We start from the raw sequence: 18519 nt of genomic DNA on the forward strand, positions 1-18519 counted from the left end.
GCCGTCTTCGACGAGATGCTGCGCGCCGCCAGAGCGCTGCTGGCCATGCGCCACCCGCTCGACGCCGAACTCGCCTTCAGCGAGCTGCTCGGCACGTGGTGGGGGGAGCGGGTCCCCGGAGTGGACGTGGAGAGGCTGCTCGGCGAGGGCCTGGTGGCGCACGCCACCGCCTCCGGCAAGCCCGCGGGGCTGGGCGTGCTCGCGGCGGTCACCGCCCTGGGCACCTCGTCCGAGCAGCGGGGCCTGGCCGAACAGGGGATGATCGCGCTCCGCGAGCGCGGCCTCCAGGTACCGGCGTGGGCCTCCCAGCTCGGCGCGGTCACACCGGTGGCCGTCTATGTCAGCACCGACCAGTTCGGTGACACCGAGGACTTCGTGTGCGTGTTCAGCCGCGACGGCGACCACCCCGGCCACCCGGGCTCGCTGCCGCCCGAGCACGCGCTGATCCTGGTCCTGGACCACAACGGCGGCGGCGTGCTGCGCGACGCCTGGGTGACCACCAAGGTCGAGCAGCTGCTGGAGAGCTGCCGGACCAGGGCCGAGACGGACGAGTTCGCGCGGTTCACGCAGGTGGAGCTGACCGAGGCGCGCGCCCTGCTGTCGCGGGCCCTGGAACGCACGGAGCAGGTGGTGGCGGGCGCGTCGGCCGACCGGGCCTCGGGGGCGCTCATGGAGCCGGTGGGGCTGAAGGTCTCCGACCTGACCGGGGGGTCGCTGGCCGCGCACTTCGCCCTGGCCAACGCGCGGGTGCGGTCCCTGCCCACGCCTCCCGAGGGGGTGGACCCCTTCCCGGCCCCGGTGTGGCGGCGCGACCGGCGCGCGGTGCTGGCCGCGCGCTTCCTGGCCTCGGACGAGGCCGCCGAACTCTCCGACTCCTACGCGGCGAGCCGCTGCGCCGACCACATCATCACGCACGGCTGCGACGTGGACGGCGGTCGGCCGATGCGCGTCAGCCCGCGCAAGGTGGAGTCCTTCCTGCTGCACTGGCTGCCCGGCCGGGTGGTGCTGCTGCCCGAGGAGCAGGAGGCCATGCCGCACGTGCTGGCGGCGTGGGTGCGCTGGGCGGGCGGACGCGGCGGGCTGCCGCGGGTGGCGGTGGGCGCGACGCTGGACGCGGTGTGGGAGTCCACCGCGGAGTTCACCCGCACCTACCGCGACCCGGCGCGCCCGCTGGGGCTGCGCCAGGAGGCGGTGCGGCGGCTGATGCCGGACGGCGACTTCTCGTCGCTGGCGCGTCGGATGTTCGCGTTCCCGCTGCTGGCCAGCGAGCTGGTGACGTGGGCGCCGGAGGAGTTCGACCCGGACACGGCCCGGGGCCGCAGGGCGTTGCTGCGCCTGGACCACTACGGCGAGTACGAGGCGGCCACGCCGCACAGCGGCCGCCACTCCAGCGGGCAGGACCGGTGGTACCGGCCGGTGACCGGCGACGACCCCGAGCGGGAGCGGGAGCTGGACCGGCACGAGCGCCTGGCCCGAAGGCTGTGGCACGGCAGGCCCGCGAACCTGTGGGCGGCGGCCCGCCGGATGCTGGACCGGGGTGTGGACCGGCCCGGCGTGCTGGCCGCCCTGGGCGAGGTGCTGGAGGCCGCCTCGGGCGAGAGCGACCTGCGCCGCCGCCTGGACGCGCTGTAGGCCGCGCGCCCCGGCACCGCGCCTACTCCAGCATGCGCTCGCGCAGCTGTTCGACGGTGGCGTCGGAGAGCTTGAGGCCCTCGGTGACGTAGGCGTCGAAGGAGCCGTGGACCTCGTCCACGTGGGCGAAGGCGGTCTCCAGGTACTCGGCGCGCACCCGCGTCATGGGGACGACCTCCTCCCAGTCCAGGGCGCTGTGCCGGGCGAGCCTGCGCATCCACTCGTCGGTGTTGGCCTGGCGCTCGTTGCTGGCCAGGTAGTCGGCGACCACGGCCTCGCGGTCCACGCCCAGCAGGCCGAGCAGCAGGGCGGCGCCCCAGCCGGTGCGGTCCTTGCCCGCGCTGCAGTGGAAGACCAGGGACGCCGGGCCGCGGGCCACCCGCTCGACCAGCTCCCGGTACCCGGTGAGCGCCTCGGCGTCGGTCACGAGCTCGCGGTAGACGCCGTGCATGAAGCGCTCGGCGGCGCCGTCGGCGAACATGAGGCGGGCCTTCTCGGGGTCGGCCAGGGCCAGGGAGAAGTTGGCTCCGGCCGCCTCGGGGTCCTGCACGGCCACGACCGCGTACTCGGCGCCCTCGGGGACGACGTCGGGGAGGGTCTCGCGCTCGTGCGGGGTGCGCAGGTCGACGAGCTGGCGGATGCCCAGGCCGTTGTAGGCGGGCAGCTCGTCGGCGGCGATCGCGTGCAGGGCGTCGGAGCGGTACACGAGCCCGCGGCGGACCGTGCGGCCCGAGGCGGTGCGGTGCCCGCCGAGGTCGCGGAAGTTGGGGGCGCTGGAGAGGAGGAAACCGTCGTTCGTCACCTTGGTGACGATACCCATCCTCCCCGGCGCCCGGTCGGCCGACGTCCGCTCTTCCCCGGCCGGGGTCAGGCGCCCTCGCGCATGGCGGTGATCCGCTCCCCCGCCTCCTTGACGTCCTTGGCGGTGTCCACGCCGCGCCAGAAGCCGTCGATGCGGTAGGCGGTCAGACGCCCCTCCCCGGCCAGTTCGGGGAAGGTGGAGGACTCGTGGTCGCCCTTGGTCGGCAGCAGCGGGGTGACGCCCGGCTCGAACAGGTACACCCCGGCGTTGATCCACACCGGCAGCAGCGGGCTCTGGGTGAAGCCCTCGATCCGGTCCTGGTCGTCCACGTCCACGATGCCCCAGGTGGTGCGGAACTGGGCCAGGGCCAGGGTGGCCAGGCCGCCCCGCTCCCGGTGGCGGGCGGTCATCTCGTCCAGGGGGAACCAGGTGAGCACGTCGCCGTTGAGCGCGAAGTAGGGGGCCTCCGGGTCGCGCAGGCCGGTGGAGGCGAAGCGCAGGGCTCCGCCGCGGCCGAGTGGCTCGTCCTCGACCAGGAGCGTGATCCGCGGACCGCCCTCGCGGGCCTCCAGGTGCTCGCGCAGGACCTCGGCCTTGTAGCCGCAGGAGACGACGACGTGTTCGACGCCGTGGCCGGTGAGCCACTCCAGCTGGTAGTCGATGATGGGCCGTCCGGCCACCTCCACCATCGCCTTGGGGCGGGTGTCGGTGTAGGGCCGCAGCCGGGTGGCCTGGCCCCCGGCGAGGATGAGCGCCTGGGTGACGGGGGACGCGGAGGGGGAAGTGGGTGCAGCGGTCATGGACCGGACACTAGCAGCACGCGTGTGCGCGGCCCCTCGGGTCTACTGCGTCGCCTCGGCGTAGGCCCTGCGGACGTCGGCGCTGGTCAGCACGGTGAGTTCGGCGGCGGTCGCGGCCTCGCCCAGCTCCTGGGACACGCGCAGGTCTCGGTGGGAGCACGCCTTCTCGAACAGGGAGCGGGCGAAGCGGCCGTTGCCGAGCTCGTCGATCCACCCGGCCTCGCACACGTGCGCGAAGATGCTGCGCAGGTCCTCGCGCGCGGTGTCGTCGAAGGCGTCGCCGGTGCGGGCGGCCACGGCCTCGGCGATCTCGGTGAGCTCGTCGGCGCTGTAGGAGGGGAAGCGCACCCGCACGTTGAACCGCGAGGACAGCCCGGCGTTGGAGGCCAGGAACCGCTCCATCTCCGCCGGGTAGCCCGCGAGCACGACCACGAGCCGGGACCGGTCGTCCTCGGCCCGCTTGAGCAGGGTCTGGATGGCCTCGGAGCCGAAGGCGTCGCCGCCGCTGTAGCCGGGGTTGACCAGGGAGTAGGCCTCGTCCACGAACAGCACGCCGCCCAGCGCCCGGTCCACGAGCCGGTTGGTCTTGACCGCCGTGGCGCCCAGGTGCTCACCGACCAGGTCGGCGCGCTGGGCCTCGACCACGTCGGCGCGGCCGAGCAGGCCCAGCGCCGCGAAGACCCGGCCCAGCACCCGGGCGACGGTGGTCTTGCCGGTGCCGGGCGGACCGGAGAACACGAAGTGCCGCATGGGCGCCTGGTTGAGCAGCCCCTGCTCCTCGCGGAGCTTGGCCACCCGCAGCTGGGCCACGATGGAGCGGACCTGCTCCTTGACCGGCTCCAGGCCGATCATGGCGTCCAGTTCGGCCATCGCCTCGCCGATGCCGGGCGCCTCGCCGAAACCGGGCAGGCGCGAGGTCAGCTCCCGGTGGGCGGCCTCCACGTCCGAGGCGCGGACGGTGATGAGGTCCTCGGCCTCGGGTCGGGGCGCGGGCTCCGCGCCGTCCACCCCGGCGGTGACCACGCGCACGTCGCGGGCCTGGGCTGCCTTCTCGACCACCGAGCGGGCGAAGCGGCCGTTGCCGAGCTCGTCGACCACCTCGCGCTGGACGACCTGGTCGAACCTTCGCCGCAGCGCCTGGGCGGCTTCCCCGTCGAGGGTGTCACCGCGCTGGTGGACGAGGGACTCGGCGATGCGGAACAGCTCGTCGGCGGTGTAGCTGGGAAAGTTGATGCGGGTGGCGAAGCGCGAGGCCAGACCGGGGTTGGAGGCCAGGAAGGCGTCCATCTCCTTCTCGTACCCGGCCAGGACGACGACGAGCTGGTCGCGGTCGTCCTCGGCGCGCTTGAGCAGGGTCTGCACGGCCTCGTTGCCGAACCGGTCGGCCTGGCCGTCGCCCTCGTTGACCAGGGAGTAGGCCTCGTCCACGAACAGCACGCCGCCCAGCGCCCGGTCGATGAGCTCGTTGGTCCTGATGGCGGTCGCGCCCAGGTACTCCCCCACGAGGTCGGCGCGCTGGGCCTCGACCACGCGGGAGGTGGGCAGCAGCCCGAAGGAGTGGAAGATGGTGGCCAGGGTGCGGGCGACGCTGGTCTTGCCGGTGCCGGGCGGACCGGAGAAGACCAGGTGGCGCAGTGGCCGCTCGACGGGGAAGCCCGCGTCGGCGCGCAGGCGGGCCGCCTCGATGGAGGCGGCGATCCCGCGCACCTGCTGTTTGACCGGGTCGAGGCCGACCATGTCCTCCAGTTCGGCCAGGGCCTGGTCGACCGGGACGGGCTCGTCGTCGGCGTCGGCGGCAGGGACGCCTCGGGAGCCGCTGCCGGTGCGCGCGCGCAGTGTCCGGGTGCGGCCCTCGGCTCCGTCCCGGCCCCCGGGCGCGTTCGCGTGGCCCGTACCGCCGTTGCGGCGCGAGACGGGCATGGACTCGGCGGTCTGGCGCCGGTTGGCCTCGCTCTCCCGGTGGATCTGGCGCGAGGCCGACAGCCGCCACAGCAGGCAGGCGCCCGCGGCGGCGTAGAGCAGGGCGATCCCCCAGGAGGCGGCGAAGGGCTCCACGACCAGTCCGACCAGGGCCAGGGAGAACCCGGCGATGAGCCCGGCGGTCAGCGAGAGCACGGTGGTGTGCCAGACGGGGAACTCGGGCGCCCGCCCGGCGGCCAGGACCACGAGCGGGGGCAGGGGCAGGACCAGCAGCGTGACGGGTTCGCCGGTGAGGGGGATCTGGAAGAGGGGGACGGCCACCGCGAGCCAGAGCACGCACACCATGACGGTGGCGAAGGCGTCCACGGAGCGCATGAGGGCGGCCAGGGCCATGAGCAGGACCAGGGCCCCGGTGACCGCGCCGAGGACGGAGGCTCCCGTGACGAACGCGACGACGGCGACCACGGTCAGCAGGACCAGCGCGGACACGAGCCGTCTGCCGAGGGGGATCCGGTGGTAGAGGGCGCGCACGCGGTCGAGTCCCGAGGCGCGTCCCGGCTCCGCGGCGGCGGTGGAGCGCATCTCACGCGTCATCCATGCACCTTCCTGCGTGGGGGTCCGTGGCGGTCGGCTCTCCTGACCGGCGGGGTCCGGGTCGGGGGCGGGGGGCGCCGGGGGGCCGACGTCCACAGCCACAGCCTTGCCCCAAGTGGGGCGGATGTCCAGTACGGGACCGCGTGTCGTGCCCCCCGGCGGGGGGCCGCCCGGGGGCCGCGGGTCCGGTGCTCACAGCAGGGGGAGCTGCCCGCCGGGAGCGGGGCGGACCCTGCGCAGGTGCTTCCACCGGGGCAGGTCGTCGAGGTAGGACCAGCTCATGCGGTGGTGCGGGGTGGGCCCGGACTCGGCCAGGGCGGCGCGGTGCACGGGCGAGGGGTATCCGGCGGCCCGCTCGAACCCGTAGCCGGGGTGGTCGGCGGCCAGCTCGGCCATGAGGGCGTCGCGGCAAACCTTGGCCAGGATCGCGGCGGCGGCGACGCTGACGCAGGACAGGTCGCCCTTGAAGCAGGTGCGCACCCTCCAGGGGCGGCCGATGAAGTCGTGCCTGCCGTCGAGGATGACGGCGTCGGGCCGCGGGGAGAGCGCGTCCAGGGCGCGGCGGGAGGCCCGGTGCAGCGCCTCGGTCATGCCGACCTCGTCGATCTCCTCGGGGGAGGACCAGCCGAAGGCGTGGTCGGCGACCCAGGGGCGCAGCTGGTCGGCGATCTCCCGGCGGCGTCTGGGGGTCAGGCGCTTGGAGTCGGTCAGGCCGGGGGGCGGGTCGCCCTCGCCGGGGACGGCGGCGCAGACAAGGAGCGGACCGGCCCAGGCGCCGCGGCCCACCTCGTCCACTCCGGCGACCACCCGCGCGCCGGAGGAGCGGAGTTCGTCCTCCAGCTCGTAGGTGGGTGCGGCGGGCGGCGGGGCGGGCGTGGATGTGGTCGGCACGGTCTCCACCCTAGGGCGTGCGGCGCGGACGCCGTGCGGGGCCCGGGTCGCGGACGGCCCCGCCGGATGGCCCCGATCCCGGACAGGACGGCCACGCAAGCGCCCTTTCGCGCGACTCGCCGGGCACCACGAGAGGTCAACAGCCGTGACTTTGTGTAGTTTCCGCTTGTCAGGACCGCCGTCCGCCCGGGAGGAATGGGCATGCAGCGCGCCAGGCCGTACCCGCGGCCACGGATCTCCCGGGGACGCCTCTACGACGTCGTCGCCGCCCTCGTCCGGGTGGGCGTCGGGTGGATGTTCACCGAGTACGGGCTCGCGCTGCGCGGCCGGGAGGCCGCGGTGGCCGAGCACCTCGACGCCGCCGGACTGGGCGTGCTGTCCCCGATCGCCGGGACGCTGCCCGCCCTGCTCGTCGCGCTCTCGATCGCCTTCGCCGTGGGCCTGCTCACATGGCTGACCGGCCCCCTGCTCGCCGTCGCGGCGGTGCTCGGCGCCCTCACGGCGGGCTCGCCCGACCTGGCGCCCATCTCCTCGTGGGGAACGACGTCGCTGGTCACGGCGGTGTGCGTACTGATGGCCGTGAGCGGCGGACGGTGGTCCTGGGACCACCTCGTCCTCTCACCGCGCGTCGGCGTGAGGCACCGGAAACACCGTCGTCAACCGCCCGCGACCCGAGGGAGGGACGGCGGCGTTTCCTCCCGCCTCCCCGAACACGCCCCGCCACTGCTCTATCCTGTGGAGCAGGCCGTGCTTCGGCGGCCGTATCGACTGTGACGCGGCCCCCTGCGGCGCCTTCTTCCCGTTCGCTCCGGGTCCGCGTCCCCATGACACGGATTCGGTGGAGGGAACGCCATGTCCGCCGCGGCTTCCGGCCCGACCCCCGACAGGTCCCTGGCCAAGCTGATCGAGATCGCTGAGAAGCCGACGCTCGGCCAGCGACTGATCAGCTGGGCCTCCCGTCCGCCCGGTCGGCTCTACATCCCCGCCTGCGGCGTGGTCGGCCTGGTCCTGCTCTTCGAGGACAGCGTCCCCGGCGGACACCTGCCCACGTTCGTCACCGCCCTGGTGGGCGGTCTGCTGCTCGCCGGGATGGGCGCGCTGCGCCTGGGCATCGCCCTGGCGGTGGCCCGCCCGATGATCCGCTACTACTGGCTGCGCTGGGTGTCCGCACCGGTGATCGCCGCCGCCGCGATCGGCCTGGCCGTGGCCGACGTCCCGCTCCAGAGCCGGATCAGCGCCTCCTCCGACCAGCTGCTCTCGCTGCGCGAGGACACCGACGGCCGCACCTCCATCCCGCTCAACGGCGAACGGGTGGGGCTGTACTCGCTGCGCAGCGTCTCGGCGTACGAGGGCGTCACCCACTACGCGGTGGAGGGTTCGGGGCTGTTCAGCCCCTCGGGCCTGGCGCACAGCGCCGAGCGCATCCCCGAGGGCGTCTTCGTCCCCGGGCAGGGCTCCAGGATCTACGAACACGTGTCGGGCGACTGGTACGTCTGGGTCAACCACTGACCGCGCCCGCGCACCCGTGACCCGCCCGCCGCGCCACCGCGCGGCGGGCGGCCGCGTTTTCACCCCGGCCTTGCCCGTCCTTGTCCCACTCCAACCCTGCTCTCACCCTCGCCGGGTACACAAGGAGACGCCCCCCGGGGGAGAGCCGCAGGCCCTCCCTCACCGGCAGCGCCGCCAAACCTGAGGAGAGGCCCCATGCGCGAGTTCGCGCTCACCCTTCACGTGCGCATCCACGACTCGATCACCGCGCTGCGCCGCGCCCACGCGCTCGGCGACGACGACCTGGCCAGCGCGCAGGCGGGCGAGGTCGAGGACCTGGTCGAGATCGCCGCACGGAACGGGATCGACATCGCCGGGGGCTACTCCTCCCTCTCCCCCGTCGCCTGATCCCGGACACGGAAGGGGCCCGCGACCACTCCCGGTCGCGGGCCCCCGTGCGCGACCCCGCGCCCCGCGGACCGGCCGCGGTGCTCGGGGCCGCCGGGTCAGCGGCGTCCCTGCCCGCCGTACCCCTCTCCGCGCTCGAACTGCTCGCGCATCGCGGCGCCCTGCTGGCGCTGGTACTCGTCGGCCATCTGCTGCTGGCGCTCGGCGGCCGCGGCGACCGCGCCCTGCGCGGAGTCCAGGACGTCCCTGGCCCCGCCCGAACCGCCCAGCGGCGCCCGCGCGCCCCGGCCGTCCATCACCTGGGGCAGCAGCTGCGCGGTCAGCAGCGTCGACAGCGCCGAACCGTCACCCGCGCCCGCCTCGGTCTGCACCACGACCGGGCGCGGGGCGCGCCCGGCCAGGGTGGCGCCCACGTCCAGGCGGCGGCGGGCCAGCTCGTACTCCAGCACCGCCCGGTTGTCCCGGTAGGCCGTGGCCAGGCGCTCCTGCGCCTTCGCCTCGTTCTCGGCGGCCACCAGGTCGGCGCGCCCGCGCGTCTCGATCTCGTAGCGCACCCGCTGCGCCTCGGTCTCCTGCTCCTCCAGCATCTGCGCCACGTCCTTGCGCGCCTTGTTGAGAGAGGCGTTGACCTCGACGATCTTGGCGTCACGGGTCTTCTTGGAACGTTCGATGTCCATCAGCAGGGTGTCGATCCGGCGCTTGCGCGTCAGCTCCCACTCCTGCTCGTAGGCCACCAGCTCCTTGGCCACCCGCTCCCGGGTGGACAGGTGCTGCTGGTACTGGCTGGGCAGCTGCACGTCGGGGATGTTGCAGCCGGTGATGCGCACACCGTACTTCTCCAGCTGCCCGTTGAGCAGGCGGCGCATGTCCTCGACGTTGGAACCGCGCAGGTCGTAGGCGGACTCGGTGTTGACCAGGCGGCTGCGCTGGCGGATGGCGTCCTGCACCGCGCTGGAGAGCACGAGGTCGAAGTTGCTCGCGCCGATGATCGTCACGAACCGGATCGGGTCGGTGATCTGGAACTTGAGGAAGAACTCGATCGACTTCAGCGGCACGTTCTCCCGCGTGGGGCAGGCCAGGACCGGCGCCGTGTAGGGGATCTCCGTGCGGGTGTCCACCACGAAGTCCACCCGCGACCACGGGTGCCACAGGTAGTGGCGGCCCGGACCGATCGGCTTCACGATCGCGCCGTACTTGGTGAGGATGCCGTGCGTGCCCTCCTCGATCTCGATGATCGAGCTGCGCCACCACCACAGACCCGCCACGACGATGCTGAGGACGCCGACGATCAGGGTCGGCACGGCCAGCACGACGTAGGCGACCCCGAGGACGAACCCGCCCGCCGAGGCGTTGATGGCCATCATCAGCGCGGAGCACAGGGCGAACAGGCCGAACCAGACCAGGACGGTCCACCGCAGGCCCCGGTTGTCGCGCGGTATGACCACGGGGACGATCGCGCCCTGGTCGCCGCCGCGCAGCAGACCGGCCAGGTCACCCCACGAGGCGAGGGACTCCTTGATGCTGGAGCCGCCGCCGGCGTTCACTGACACGCTCATCTACTGACCTCCCTCGTCGGGGCCGGAGCCCTGGGTGCCGCGCGACCACGGCGGCGGGGGCGGGTCCTCCGGGGACCGGCGGGGGGCTTCCGAGGGCGGCGGCGCGTCGACCGGCGGCCCTGCGGGGCCCTGCTCCCGCGGGGCCTCGTGCCGACCGTGCGGCTCCCGGGACCCCTGGGGCGCCTGGGGCGCCTCGGACATGCGCTCGTCGATGGCCTGCTCGGAGACGGACTGGCGGATCTCCTCCACCAGCTCCTCCCCCGGATCCTCGCCCCGGCCCGGTTCGGGCCGGGGGCCGTCGGCGTCCCGCACCAGCGCGCTGATCTCCTGCTCGCGCTCGGCGATGCGGCCCCGGATGTCGCCGAGGCGGGAGCGGATGGCGTCCATGTCCTCCTGCGAGAACAGGGCGGTGTCGGCTTGGCCGATGATCTCCTGGGCGATGCGCAGGTAGTCGACGCTGGCGGCGTCGCCCGACCCGATCCGCAGGACCTGCGGCAGGCTGTCGGCGACCGCCTCCAGCTTGTCCAGGAGGGTCTCGCGGAAGCGGTAGTTGAGGATCTCGGGGGCGTCGGCGGCGCTCACCGCGCGAATGTCCAGGGCCTGGGCCTGCAACAGGGCCGCGTTGGCGTTGGCCTCGGACTGGGCCTCGACGAAGCGCTGGTGGGCCAGGGAGCGGGCCCGGTTGGTCTCGCGCTCCAGGGCCGTGTCCATCTGCGCCTGGTACTGGGCGATGTCGGCCTGGATCGCGGACAGGGTCTCGTTGAGGGTCGCCAGCTCCTTGTTCAGGTCACCCTCGTTCTGCTCCTTGCGCAGCTGGAGCTCGTACTCGAAGGTGTAGGCGTCCTTGGCGACGCGGACCATCTCCGGCGCCGCCAGGTCCATCCGGTACTCCTGGTTGGAGGGCTCGGCGTGGGTGATGTTGGCGCTGGTCAGCTCCACGATCCCGCTGAACTGGCGGTTGAGCTGCTCCACCAGGCTCTGGGTGTTGTCACCGACCATGTCGTAGATGGCCGAGGCCTGCTGCTCGTAGATGAGGCTGCGCGTGGTCTCGCTGATCGCGTTGTTGAGCTTCTCCTGGAAGCCGTTCACGCCGCCCAGCGTGTAGACGAAGTCGGTGGCGTTGACGATCCTGAACTGCACGAACAGGTCGATGGAGGCCTGCACGCCGCTCTTGGTGGGCGCGGAGCGGATCGGCGCGTTGAAGGGGTACTCGCGGGTGGTGTTGACGATGTAGGAGACGCGCTTCCAGGGGTTGAAGAGCGTGACCCGCCCGGCCTGGAAGACGTTCTCCATCTTGCCGAAGCGGGTGACGATCGCCTCGCAGCCCTCCGGCACCATCACCATGCCCTGGCGCCACCACATGAACGCGGCCACCGCGATGGTGATCAGCCAGTAGTGGACGCCGAAGACGGGGTTGGTCAGGGGGTTGCCACCGCTGAGCGCCTGCGGGACCAGGACGGTGACGGCGCCCAGCACGCCGAGGGCCACCAGCGCGATGGCCGGGAGCATCGTCACGAAGGTGCGTCCGCGGGGGATGACCATGGGGCAGATGACGTGGACCGGCCCGCCGTCGCCGCGCTCGTAGTAGCTGCGGTTGATCGCCTCGCCCGCGTTGTTGAGGGAGGTGCTCTTCTGCTCGATGCGGGTGCCGACGGAGTCACCCTGTTCACGGGCGGCGACGAAGTCCCGGGGGTCGAGGCCACCGCCCTCGGTGGCCTGTTGCAGCGCGTCGGACACCGCCTGGCGCGGATCGCCCCCCTGGGCGACGGCACCGGCCGCGCCGCGCACGGTCTGCGCGAACGACATAGGCATGGGCTCCTTGGTCGGAGGTCGGGAACTACCGGCTACGACGTCGCGTACCGCGGTCCGGTTCCAGGTGGGGACCTGTTCCGTGACCGGAGGGGCCGTAGCGGACAGCATCAACCCTGTCATGAGACGCGTCCGGAACCCAGGGCTGTAGACCGGAACGTGACGGGGGCACCCACCCGCGGGACCTGTCCGGGCGGGCCGGACCACACCGCCGCCGGACGGCCGATAACGTCGTCGGCACACGCAGCCACCGGCTCCGGCCGCCGCGAGAGGGGACACCGTCCATGCCCGCAGTACCCAGCTCCGTCCTGACCACCGCGGGCCTGATCGGCGGCTACACGGTGGCCCGCGCGACGGGCAACCGCCCGCTGGGCGGCGCCGTGCTGGCCGCGTTCGGCGCCGCGGCCTTCGAGACCTGGCGCCGCCGCTCGGGGGTGGGCACGGCGGTCGCGCTCACCGGCGTGTACGTCGGCGCGTTCGGGCTCTCCCACCCGCTGGCCAAGAAGGTCGGCGCCTGGCCCGCCGTGCTGGGGGTGACCGCCGTGTCAGCCGCGGTCGCGGCCGCCTCCGGCGACCTCGACCGCGGCTGACACGGGACCGGGGATCCGGAGAGGGGTACGGCTCCGCCCCCTCCCCGGACCGCCCGTCCGACGCCGGTCAGCTGCAACCGCTGGTGGCGCCGCAGCCCTCGCAGGCGTAGCAGCTGCCCGACGGGCGCATCTTGGTGCCGCAGGTCACGCACAGCGGCGCGTCCGCCACGAAACCCTTGCCCTCCATCAGCTCCGCGGTCGAGTGCGCCCGGGTCGGCCGCTCCGCCGCCGTGTGCGGCTCCCGCGCGGGGGCGGCCGGGGCCTCCTCCGGAGCGTCCGCCCCGCGGGTGGCGGCGGACTGGGCGTAGGACTCCACCTGCGTGGCGACCTGCGCGGGGTCCTCACCCGCCACCTGCGCCTGGCGTTCGGCGGCCGACAGCACCCCCAGCGCGGCCCGCTCCTCGTAGGGCAGGTGGTCCAGGGCCAGGCGGCGGAAAATGTAGTCCACCACCGACTGGGCCATGCGGATGTCGGGATCGTCGGTCATGCCCGCCGGGTCGAACCGCATGTTCGTGAACTTCTCCACGTAGGTCTCCAGCGGGACCCCGTACTGCAGGGCGATGGAGATCGCGATGGAGAAGGCGTCCATCACCCCGGCCAGGGTGGACCCCTGCTTACCGAGCTTCATGAACACCTCGCCCAGACCGTCGTCCGGGTAGGAGCCCGCGGTGATGTAGCCCTCGGCCCCGCCCACGGAGAACGACGTGGTCTCGCTCGGTCGCTTCTTGGGCAGGCGGCGGCGAACCGGACGGGGCGCCTCGGCGGCCTCCGCCTCCGGCTCGGCCTCCTCCTCCCGCGTCCCGCCGGTGGACAGCGGCTGGCCCACCTTGCAGTTGTCGCGGTAGACGGCGAGCGCCTTCAGGCCCATCCGCCAGCCCTCGAAGTAGATGTGCTCGAAGTCCTCGACCGAGGCCTCCTCCGGCACGTTCACCGTCTTGGAGATCGCGCCGGACAGGAACGGCTGCACCGCGGCCATCATCCGCACGTGGCCCATGGGCCGGATGTAGCGGCGCCCCATCGCGCAGTCGAACACCTCGTAGTGCTCGGTGCGCAGGCCGGGCGCGTCCACGACGTGTCCGTTCTCGGAGACGTACTCGACGACGGCCTCGACCTGCTCGTCCTGGTAGCCGAGGTTGCCCAGCGCGCGCGGGATGGCCTGGTTGACGATCTGCATGGAGCCGCCGCCGACCAGCTTCTTGAACTTGACCAGCGAGAAGTCCGGCTCGATGCCGGTGGTGTCGCAGTCGAGCATGAAACCTATGGTCCCAGTGGGCGCGAGAAGGCTCGCCTGGGCGTTGCGCCAGCCGTTGCGCTCGCCGATCCTGAGGCACTCGGCCCACTCGCGGGTGGCCGCGGCGTGGATCGGCTCCTCCAGGGTTCCGACGGTGCGCAGGTCGTCGTTGGCGGCGGCGTGCTTGCGCATGACCCGCTTGTGGGCCCGCTCGTTGCGCCGGTAGCCGTCGTAGGGGCCGACCACCCCGGCCAGCTCGGCGCTGCGCCGGTAGGCGGTGCCGGTCATCAGCGAGGTCACGGCGGCGGCGACGGCGCGCCCGCCCTCGGAGTCGTAGGCGTGGCCGGTCGCCATGAGCAGGGCGCCCAGGTTGGCGTAGCCGATGCCGAGCTGCCGGTAGGCGCGGGTGGTCTCGCCGATCTTCTCGGTGGGGAAGTCGGCGAAGGTGATGGAGACGTCCATCGCCGTGATGACCAGTTCGGTGAGCGCGGTGAAGCGCTCCACGTCGAAGGTGTCGTCCTCGCGCAGGAACTTCAGCAGGTTGATCGAGGCCAGGTTGCAGGACGAATCGTCCAAATGGAGGTATTCCGAGCACGGGTTACTTGCACTGATACGTCCGCTCTCGGGCGTGGTGTGCCAGTCCTGGATCGTGCCGTCGTACTGGATGCCCGGGTCCGCGCACTCCCAGGCGGCCCCGGCCATGCGCTGGAACAGCTCCTTGGCGTCCACCGTGGCGACGACCTCGCCGGTGGTGCGGGAGGTCAGGCCGAAGTCGGAGCCGCTCTCCACGGCGCGCATGAACGCGTCGGAGACCCGCACGGAGTTGTTGGCGTTCTGGTACTGGACGCTGAACATGTCGTCGCCGCCGAGGTCGACGTCGAACCCGGCGTCGCGCAGGGCACGGATCTTGTGCTCCTCGCGGGCCTTGGTCTCGACGAAGTCCTCGATGTCGGGGTGGTCCACGTCCAGTACGACCATCTTGGCGGCCCGGCGGGTGGCCCCGCCGGACTTGATGGTCCCGGCCGAGGCATCGGCGCCGCGCATGAAGGAGACGGGCCCGGAGGCGGTCCCGCCGGAGGAGAGCAGTTCCTTGCTGGAGCGGATTCGCGACAGGTTCACACCCGCGCCGGACCCGCCCTTGAAGATGATCCCCTCTTCCTTGTACCAGTCCAGGATCGACTCCATGGTGTCGTCCACGGACAGGATGAAGCAGTTGTGCACTCGGAGGTTGCCGGAGAGGTACTCACCGCTCTCCGTCTGGATGTCGTAGACGTCCATGGTGCCGAGGTTCTCGACGCGGGCGATTTCCAGGCACTTGGTCCGCCCGGCTGCGCGTCCGGACCGCTCCAGGCTCCGCTCCAGCTTGAGATTCTTGCGCTCGTCCACGAAACCGATCTCGGTGTGGAACAGTTCTCGTTCACCCAGGGGCTGGATCCCGAGAGCCCAGATGTCGTGGCGGTCCTCCCTGGGCTCCGCCTTCCTGCGGACACGGGAGAAGATCCCGAAGCGGAGGAGCAGCCGCTGGACGCCCCGGATCAGCTTCTCGGAGATCATGTCCAGCCCGATGAGGGTCGAACGCTCCCTGTCGCTGACGTAACCCTCGCCCTGAAAGACACTGCGCAGGTAGCCGCGCACGACCGGCAGTGGAGCGGTGAACAGGAAGGCCGGAACCTCCATGTCCGTTCCCCTCGTACGCAGTCCCCAACGTTCCACGAAGTCGGCGAGGCCGTTCCCGTAGAGCCGGGTCCTGCGGCAGTCCAGGGTCTCGTCCTGGGTGCTGACGCGGGTCTCCTTGCGATGGATTCCGGGGAGCACGGTGTCCAGGGCGGAGGTGACCCATTCCAGCTCCGCCGGAGTGACCGTCATCGCCTCGATGGTCAGGGACCGGTTCGTCCCGTTGTACTGGCCCACGAACCCGTCGGACTGAAGCCATCCCGCGAGCGCTGCCTCCGCGATGTCCGCCGAACGGATCTCGGACTCGCCGAAGGCCTCCCGCCGGTGCCACTGCACTTTGTCACCGGGCTGGAGCTGCGCGGCGGGAAGGAAACGGCCCCGGTCGAGCTCCGTCCCCGTCGACCTCCACACCAGGTGGTCGGGGGTGACGTCGAGGGTGTAACCGGCCTTGGTGTGCAGGCGCAGGACATCCTTGATGCCGTTGGCCTTGGTCGCCACGACCCGGGTCAGACCATGGGCGTCGTAGACCTTGGTGCCGACCGCGTCCCTCTCGACGAGTTCACCGATGGGCACGAGCCCTGCCGGAGTACTGACCATCGCGTCGTAGGGCTGGCACGCGCTGACCTGCTGCGCGGAGGCGGTGCCGACGTTGAACCACACCGGGGAGTTGAAGCTGAACAGCTGGTGGGCGAGGGCGTGCTTGAGTTCGTGGTCGAAGACCTCGGCGTCCTCGGCTGAGGCGAAGTAGCCGTGTTCGCGGCCGGTCTCGGTGTAGACGCCGACGACGCGGTCGATGAGCTGCTTGAGGCTCCACTCGCGTTCGGGGGTGCCCACCGCGCCGCGGAAGTACTTGCTCGTGACGATCTGGGTGGCGTTCATCGACCAGGAGGAGGGGAACTCCACCCCGCGCTGCTCGAAGTTAACCGTACCGTCGCGCCAGTTGGTCATGACGACGTCGCGGCGCTCCCACTCCAGGGAGTCGTAGGGGTGCGTGCCCGGGGAGGTGAAGACGCGCCTCACCCTGATCCCCTTGCGGTTGCCCTTGCCCTTGCGTCCGGCCGGACCGTTGGCGGTTTCCGTCATCGCCGGGTCTCCCCTCACTCGTGGGCACGGTCACCGACCGTGCCCGGCGTCCTTGTCCCGGGAGTGGTGTGGTCCCGCGCGCGGTCGGCGTGCGGCCGCGAGGGGCGCTACCCCGTGGTGGCGCCGCTGCGGCCGCCGGTCTCGGCCTCGCGGTCCTGGCGCAGGCTGGCGATCTCGGCCTCGAAGTCGGAGAGGCTCTCGAAACCGCGGTAGACGCTGGCGAAGTGCAGGTAGGCGACCTCGTCCAGGTCGCGCATCGGTCCCAGGATGGCCAGGCCGATCTCGTGGGCCGGGACCTCGGCCAGGCCGCGGCCGCGGATCTCCTCCTCGACCTGCTGGCCGAGCTTGGCCAGGGCGTCCTCGGAGACGGGGCGCCCCTGGCAGGCCCGGCGCACCCCGGCGATGATCTTGGTCCTGCTGAAGGGCTCGGTGACCCCCGAGCGCTTGGCCACCATCAGCAGGACGGTCTCCTGGGTGGTGAACCTGCGCTCGCAGACGGGGCAGGACCGGCGGCGCCGGATGGCCGCGCCGTCGTCGGTGGACCTGCTGTCGATCACCCGGGTGTCCGGATGGCGGCAGAACGGACAGTGCACCCTGGTTCACCTGCTTCTCTCACCGAATGACAACGCCTAGGTACCACTAAACCACAACTTCTGGGCAACCACTCCTGTCGCAACACCAGATGTTGTGGTCGAACCTAGACTTCTTCCTGACCCCGCCGCAACCCCGGCACGGGCGTGTCACGAACACGGCCGAGGGACCGCGCGGCATCGCGGCCCGCGGCGGCGGGGTGGGGCGGGGAAGTCGGCGCGGGCGGACTGCTGCGGGGGCGGCCCGGCACCGCGCTCAAGGATAGCGCCGCCCACCGGAGCCGCCGCTCCCGGCGGCGGGCACCGGAATCCCGACGTCACGGGGATTTCGGTCGAGCCGACGCTCCGGGATAAGACCCCCGCGCCCGGCCGGAACCGCTGCCACGGACACGCGTTCGCGCATTCCGGGGACAACAGCGCGTGAACGCGTGTACACACGTAAGTGCAGGCCGGAAATTGACCGCGAATACGCGCGACGGCAATTGCCACCGGCCTCGAACGCTTGTTTGATATCACCGTGTGCAACGACTAAAGTTGACCTTGATTTCACACCGGTTTCGCCATCACGTGGACCCCCAGGTCGGCACGGTCGCGGACCGGGGGTGGCCAGTCACACAAGCAGGCCCTGACCGAACCGAATGCCGAGGAGGCCCGGCCGTGCCGGAGGAGAATCCCGGAACCGCAGATACCGCCACCGTTCTCGCACCAGCGGAGAACGCGGGCGGGTCCACGCCCGAAGCCCCCAAACTCACCGCGCGCCAGCAGAGCGTGCTGAACTGCATCCAGCGCTATGTCCGGGAGCGGGGTTTCCCCCCGTCGATAAGGGAAATCGGGGAAGCGGTCGGCCTGTCCAGCCCGTCCAGTGTGGCGCACCAGCTCAAGGTCCTCCAGCGCAAGGGTTACCTGCACCGAGACCAGAACCGGCCGCGCGCGGTGGAGCTGCGCACGCCCGGGCGCGCCTCGGGGCAGACCCTGGTGCCCGAGGACATCGACCTCTCGCGCGCCGCGGCCGTGCCGCTGGTCGGCCGGATCGCCGCCGGCGGTCCGATCCTGGCGGAGGAGTCGGTGGAGGACGTGCTCGCCCTGCCGCGCCAGCTGGTGGGTGAGGGACGCCTGTTCATGCTCACCGTGGTCGGCGACTCGATGACCGACGCCGCCATCACCGACGGCGACATGGTGGTGGTGCGCCAGCAGCAGGACGCCAACAACGGCGACATCGTGGCGGCGCTGCTCGACGAGGAGGCGACCGTCAAGGTGCTGCGCCGCGAGGAGGGCGGCCACGTGTGGCTGATGCCGCGCAACGAGGCCTACGAGCCGATCAACGGCGACGACGCCACCATCCTCGGCAAGGTGGTCGCGGTCATGCGCCGCGTCTGAGGTACCCGCGTACCCGCGTCTCCGGTCCCCCTCCCCTCGGAGGGACCGGGGACGCTTCCCCCTGTGGACGGCGC

General features: G+C 72.2%; 14 protein-coding genes. 6 read left to right on the plus strand and 8 right to left on the minus strand.

What is annotated here, in order from left to right; translation table 11 throughout:
* Positions 1-15 precede the first annotated feature (15 nt).
* Entirely contained in the window at positions 16-1632 is a 1617-nt protein-coding gene (locus PV789_RS21335) for a hypothetical protein (protein ID WP_274978204.1), read from the plus strand.
* A gap of 22 nt (positions 1633-1654) precedes the next feature.
* Here the strand turns inward: PV789_RS21335 and PV789_RS21340 are convergent, their stop codons facing one another.
* The 4 genes from PV789_RS21340 to rnhB all read right to left on the minus strand — a co-directional run bounded on the left by PV789_RS21340 (position 1655) and on the right by rnhB (position 6639).
* Complete coding sequence (locus PV789_RS21340; RefSeq protein WP_274974246.1) at positions 1655-2452, minus strand: tyrosine-protein phosphatase; 798 nt, start codon at positions 2450-2452, stop codon at positions 1655-1657.
* 47 nt (positions 2453-2499) lie between these two features.
* Entirely contained in the window at positions 2500-3234 is a 735-nt protein-coding gene (locus PV789_RS21345) for a nucleotidyltransferase family protein (protein WP_274974247.1), read from the minus strand.
* A gap of 42 nt (positions 3235-3276) precedes the next feature.
* Positions 3277-5748, minus strand: a complete 2472-nt coding sequence (locus PV789_RS21350) for an AAA family ATPase (RefSeq protein ID WP_274974248.1) — start codon at positions 5746-5748, stop codon at positions 3277-3279.
* 192 nt (positions 5749-5940) lie between these two features.
* Positions 5941-6639: a ribonuclease HII gene (gene rnhB / locus PV789_RS21355; protein ID WP_274974249.1), complete on the minus strand. Its 699-nt coding sequence runs from the start codon at positions 6637-6639 to the stop codon at positions 5941-5943.
* A gap of 201 nt (positions 6640-6840) precedes the next feature.
* Here rnhB and PV789_RS21360 point away from each other — a divergent pair, with 201 nt between their 5' ends.
* The 3 genes from PV789_RS21360 (at position 6841) to PV789_RS21370 (ending at position 8535) form a co-directional block, all read left to right on the plus strand.
* Positions 6841-7413 carry a DoxX family protein gene (locus tag PV789_RS21360; RefSeq protein ID WP_274974250.1) on the plus strand — a complete coding sequence of 191 codons (573 nt, stop codon included), beginning with the start codon at positions 6841-6843 and terminating at the stop codon, positions 7411-7413.
* A gap of 78 nt (positions 7414-7491) precedes the next feature.
* Positions 7492-8148 (plus strand): hypothetical protein, encoded by a 657-nt coding sequence (locus PV789_RS21365; protein WP_274974251.1) that lies wholly within the window; start codon positions 7492-7494, stop codon positions 8146-8148.
* A 195-nt stretch (positions 8149-8343) separates the two neighbouring features.
* Complete coding sequence (locus PV789_RS21370) at positions 8344-8535, plus strand: hypothetical protein (RefSeq protein WP_013154335.1); 192 nt, start codon at positions 8344-8346, stop codon at positions 8533-8535.
* 98 nt (positions 8536-8633) lie between these two features.
* Here the strand turns inward: PV789_RS21370 and PV789_RS21375 are convergent, their stop codons facing one another.
* Together PV789_RS21375 and PV789_RS21380 are read right to left on the minus strand one after the other, a co-directional pair.
* Complete coding sequence (locus PV789_RS21375; protein WP_274974252.1) at positions 8634-10091, minus strand: SPFH domain-containing protein; 1458 nt, start codon at positions 10089-10091, stop codon at positions 8634-8636.
* Positions 10092-11897, minus strand: a complete 1806-nt coding sequence (locus PV789_RS21380) for an SPFH domain-containing protein (RefSeq protein WP_274974253.1) — start codon at positions 11895-11897, stop codon at positions 10092-10094.
* Between the two features lie 287 nt (positions 11898-12184).
* On the opposite strand from PV789_RS21380, the gene PV789_RS21385 reads away from it, so the two are divergent.
* Positions 12185-12490, plus strand: a complete 306-nt coding sequence (locus tag PV789_RS21385) for a hypothetical protein (RefSeq protein WP_274974254.1) — start codon at positions 12185-12187, stop codon at positions 12488-12490.
* Between the two features lie 67 nt (positions 12491-12557).
* Here PV789_RS21385 and PV789_RS21390 read toward each other — a convergent pair whose 3' ends face one another.
* Positions 12558-16478: a vitamin B12-dependent ribonucleotide reductase gene (locus PV789_RS21390; protein ID WP_274974255.1), complete on the minus strand. Its 3921-nt coding sequence runs from the start codon at positions 16476-16478 to the stop codon at positions 12558-12560.
* A 107-nt stretch (positions 16479-16585) separates the two neighbouring features.
* Positions 16586-17071 carry a transcriptional regulator NrdR gene (nrdR, locus tag PV789_RS21395; RefSeq protein WP_248771484.1) on the minus strand — a complete coding sequence of 162 codons (486 nt, stop codon included), beginning with the start codon at positions 17069-17071 and terminating at the stop codon, positions 16586-16588.
* Between the two features lie 654 nt (positions 17072-17725).
* On the opposite strand from nrdR, the gene lexA reads away from it, so the two are divergent.
* Positions 17726-18445 carry a transcriptional repressor LexA gene (lexA, locus tag PV789_RS21400; protein WP_274974256.1) on the plus strand — a complete coding sequence of 240 codons (720 nt, stop codon included), beginning with the start codon at positions 17726-17728 and terminating at the stop codon, positions 18443-18445.
* Positions 18446-18519 lie beyond the last annotated feature (74 nt).

The organism is Nocardiopsis camelliae (assembly GCF_028993595.1).
Classification (GTDB): Bacteria; Actinomycetota; Actinomycetes; order Streptosporangiales; family Streptosporangiaceae; genus Nocardiopsis; species Nocardiopsis dassonvillei.